Annotated in this window: 3 protein-coding genes; 1 reads left to right on the top strand and 2 read right to left on the bottom strand. The window is 32.7% G+C overall.

The window, feature by feature from the left end:
* Positions 1 to 22: 22 nt before the first annotated feature.
* Entirely contained in the window at positions 23 to 1,765 is a 1,743-nt protein-coding gene (pabB, locus tag GZ63_RS0113775) for an aminodeoxychorismate synthase component I (RefSeq protein ID WP_029270519.1), read from the bottom strand.
* A 93-nt stretch (positions 1,766 to 1,858) separates the two neighbouring features.
* Positions 1,859 to 2,266, bottom strand: coding sequence for a YgzB family protein (locus GZ63_RS0113770; RefSeq protein ID WP_029270517.1), 408 nt, complete (start codon positions 2,264 to 2,266; stop codon positions 1,859 to 1,861).
* 132 nt (positions 2,267 to 2,398) lie between these two features.
* On the opposite strand from GZ63_RS0113770, the gene GZ63_RS0113765 reads away from it, so the two are divergent.
* The gene (locus GZ63_RS0113765) at positions 2,399 to 3,265 is read left to right on the top strand and encodes a nucleotidyltransferase-like protein (RefSeq protein WP_029270515.1); all 867 of its coding nucleotides are present in this window, start codon (positions 2,399 to 2,401) and stop codon (positions 3,263 to 3,265) included.
* Positions 3,266 to 3,593 lie beyond the last annotated feature (328 nt).

Below are 3,593 nucleotides of genomic sequence, written 5' to 3'. Positions count from 1 at the left end.
GAGTTTTGTCCCAGCCTCTATTTTATTTTTCCAGATGGACAGTTACCCATTTTCGAACACTGTTTACATACCAGATTTTTGAACAATCAGCCAGTTCGTTCACGTTTAAAATACGTTCTTTTATAACACCATCAAGCAGTAATTCATTTCGGAATGTTCCTGCCAACAAACCACAAGTAACAGGCGGTGTGTAAAGTTTACCATCCATCTCTACTACTATATTCCCTGTAGTAAATTCTGTTATTTGTTTAAGTTCATTCCATAATAATACGTCGAAGTAATCTGGGGAATGTTGTTTATGCTTTTCATAAAAGGCTCGATTTGTTGTTTTATGAAATAAAAAAACATTCTCTTTATGGACGGGCTTATCTGCCAATTTGACGCGTATTTCATTTAAAGGCTTGTTTAATGGATGAATCTCTGTATTGAATTTTCCGCTTTTAGAAACGAGCAAACGTACTTTATAATTGCCAGATATATGATTTGCGGACAGTTTTGTTAATTCATTTCTAATAGCCGGTATGTCTAAACTGTAATTAAAGTAGGCAGCGCTCTCCCTTAAACGCTTTAAATGGTTCTTCAAAACAAAATACTTCCCATCAAAAAGACCAATTGTTTCAAGTAATGAGAAACTTGGGCGTGCCGTATGTAGTAATTCAGATTTTGCTAAAACTTCTTTATACTCTTCTTCCTTGGAAGATTTAAGTGTTATACCGCCTCCAACGCCATATGTTGATTTTCTGCTCTCATTATCAATGATCACTGTTCGAATTGGTACATTAAAAACGGCCTTTTTTTTCGGTGTTATAAAACCTATTGCTCCACAATACACCTCTCGAGGAGCGGTTTCCAAATCAGCGATAACCTGCATTGTCTCTTTTTTTGGCAAACCTGTAATAGAACCACATGGAAAAAGCGCTTTGAAAATATCTGTCATACTTTTTTTGGGTGATAAATTTGCCGTTATGGTGGATGTCATTTGATATACCGTTGGATATTTCTCAATTTCAAATAATTTCGTAGTTTCAACTGTTCCAGGATTAGCAATTTTTCCTAAATCCTTATGCATTAAATCAACGATTAATTTATTTTCTGCTTGGTTCTTTTTTGAGCTTTGCAGCCACTCAGCGTTTTCTAAATCTTCTTTATAAGTCTTGCCACGGCTTACCGTACCTTTCATCGGCTTTGTTGTTATTTTATTATTATCGATACGAAAAAAAAGCTCCGGGGAGGCAGATAGTATCGTGTGATCACCTGTATTTAAATAAGCCGTATATTTTGCATCTTGTGCTTCTTTTAACTGATTGTAAAACGCAAATGCATCACCACTAAATTCTGATTTCATTTGTATCGTATAATTTACTTGTTCGGTTATGCCTTGTTTTATATTTTTATGAATCTTATCAATATTTCGGTGGTACTGGTTAACTGTAGCAGAAGGTTTCCAAGGCGTAGAAGAAAAAGTGTCCTTAATTTTTTCTGGTTCTGAAGCTGGTTCATCAAATATACCAAACCATAATAAAGGCAATTGATTATTTTTTTTGACAAAAAGGGCGGAATCAAACGCCGGAGCTGCTTCATATGATAAATAGCCTGCTGCAAACTTTCCTTTTTCTACTTCATTCTCGATTTTTTGTAGAGAGGGGATGACCTCCTCAACAGTTTTAGCAACTATAAGTTTACTTGGGTTACTTAAGGTTAATGGATCTATGTTTCCATTTTTGTTTGCAAAATTAAAATGAAGAAAAGGTTTTTGATTTTCCATAAAAAACTTCCTTTAAAATTGATTTTAGACTTATAGTAAGTATATCAAACGAAAAATAACAGGAATAGAAAAAAATCCGCCAACAGACGGATTTTAATTTTTATCGTTACCACTTTGCCTCTTTTTCTCTTTTAATTCTTTTCTGTAACGACGTGTGTTATATTTTTCATCAAATTCTTTGCCTTCAAGCTCTTTATCTAATGTCAGTGGTTGTTTGCAGTGCATACAAGCATCGACTCGTCCAAGCATTTTGGTTGGCTTTTCACAACTCGGGCAGATGATTGGTATTGCCTTTGTTGATAACATACCGATCCAAAAATAAACCACACAACTGAAAATAACAAATAGAATTCCAATGATAAAAAATAAAACCATTAACCATTCAATTTTTTTTGTTAATATACCAATGTACATAAATAGGATACCAACAAAAATTAAAATCAAGGCAAATGAGCGGATTTTATTTATTTTACTTGAGTATACTAAATCTTGCTGTGCCATGTGTTTCCTCCTTATATTCTCAAAGCTAGTATAGCATATTTTACGTGAATTTTCGTTTGAGAAAAAGGATTTTATATGAATACAACGAAATAGCGAAATAGATAGTATTTAAGAATAGGGGGAAAATGGACAATGCAACATTTTATAAAGAACATTTATCAAGAGAAAATGAATCGTATAAATACCTTAGGAATTATAATCATGAAAAAAAAGAAGAGAAACAGTCCGTTTACAGATAATATGGATATTATTTTGCTCGTTATTGTAAATAATGCTCAGGTGCCATGGGATGTAAAACACTATGAAAAAGAAGATGAAATTGCTGCTGTACATATACTGACACACCCATTATTAATGAAGTGGGTCGACGTGCGTAAATACCACAAGGTGCTAGATTGGATAGTAAATGGGACAGTCTTATTTGAACGAGATGAATATGTTACAACATTAAAACAGGAGTTGCAGAAATCGCCAAACAATAAAAAAGAATTACGTAAAGCAGTAGAATTTGGGAAACTTATTAAAAGCTACAATGAAGCGGAAGTTCTTTATGAAACATTTCAGTATAAGGATGCATATAGTAGAATAGTTCATTCACTTCATTACCTAGCGCGTTTAACAATAATTGACAGAGGTATATACCCAGAAGTAACGGTTTGGAATCAAGTTAAACACTTAGACATTGAAGTATATAAATTATATGAAGAATTAGTTGAGAGTAAAGAAGAAATAAAACAGCGTGTTCAATTAATGCTAATAGCAACAGATTTTGTAATCAGCACTAGAGCCAGAACATCAATAAAACATTTATTGGATATTATGAAAAGTAAAAACATTGCTTGGACTTACGCGGATTTAAAGTTTCATTCGGAAATAACACCTTACTCATCCTATTTAACCTCTATGATATTTTATTTAACCAAAAAAGGCATTATACAAACCTTGTACAAAACAACAAATGAAAAAGGGGTATATCAAAGGATATATCAAGTAAAATAATCCATGTTTATTTCACAATGTTTAGAAAGCTGGACAAATATTGATAGGGAGAAAATAGGAAACAACCTTTGTATAGCAATAACGTCGTTAAATAAGGTATAAATAAAAAAGGAAAATTAAATGAAATTTGCGTTGACAATGTATGCGAACCATGATAAAGTTAGTTTCGTTGCGGAAATACCAACCGCAATTAACGACAAGAAACAAAAAACTTCAAAAAAGTTATTGACTTAATCTTGTCTTTATGGTATATTAATAAAGTCGCCATTTTGAACGGCGAAGCACAATTTGCTCTTTGAAAACTGAACAAAACAACCAGTATGTACAA

Source organism: Virgibacillus alimentarius, from assembly GCF_000709085.1.
Lineage (GTDB): Bacteria > Bacillota > Bacilli > Bacillales > Amphibacillaceae > Virgibacillus_B > Virgibacillus_B alimentarius.
The sequence above is the reverse complement of the archived record's forward strand: the minus strand, read 5'-3'. Positions and strand labels throughout refer to the sequence as shown.

What these genes read in the sequence shown, in the direction of transcription:
- pabB (WP_029270519.1), bottom strand. Translation starts at nt 1,765, where the DNA reads ATGGAAAATCAAAAACCTTTTCTTCATTTTAATTTTGCAAACAAAAAT.
- GZ63_RS0113770 (WP_029270517.1), bottom strand. Translation starts at nt 2,266, where the DNA reads ATGGCACAGCAAGATTTAGTATACTCAAGTAAAATAAATAAAATCCGC.
- GZ63_RS0113765 (WP_029270515.1), top strand. Translation starts at nt 2,399, where the DNA reads ATGCAACATTTTATAAAGAACATTTATCAAGAGAAAATGAATCGTATA.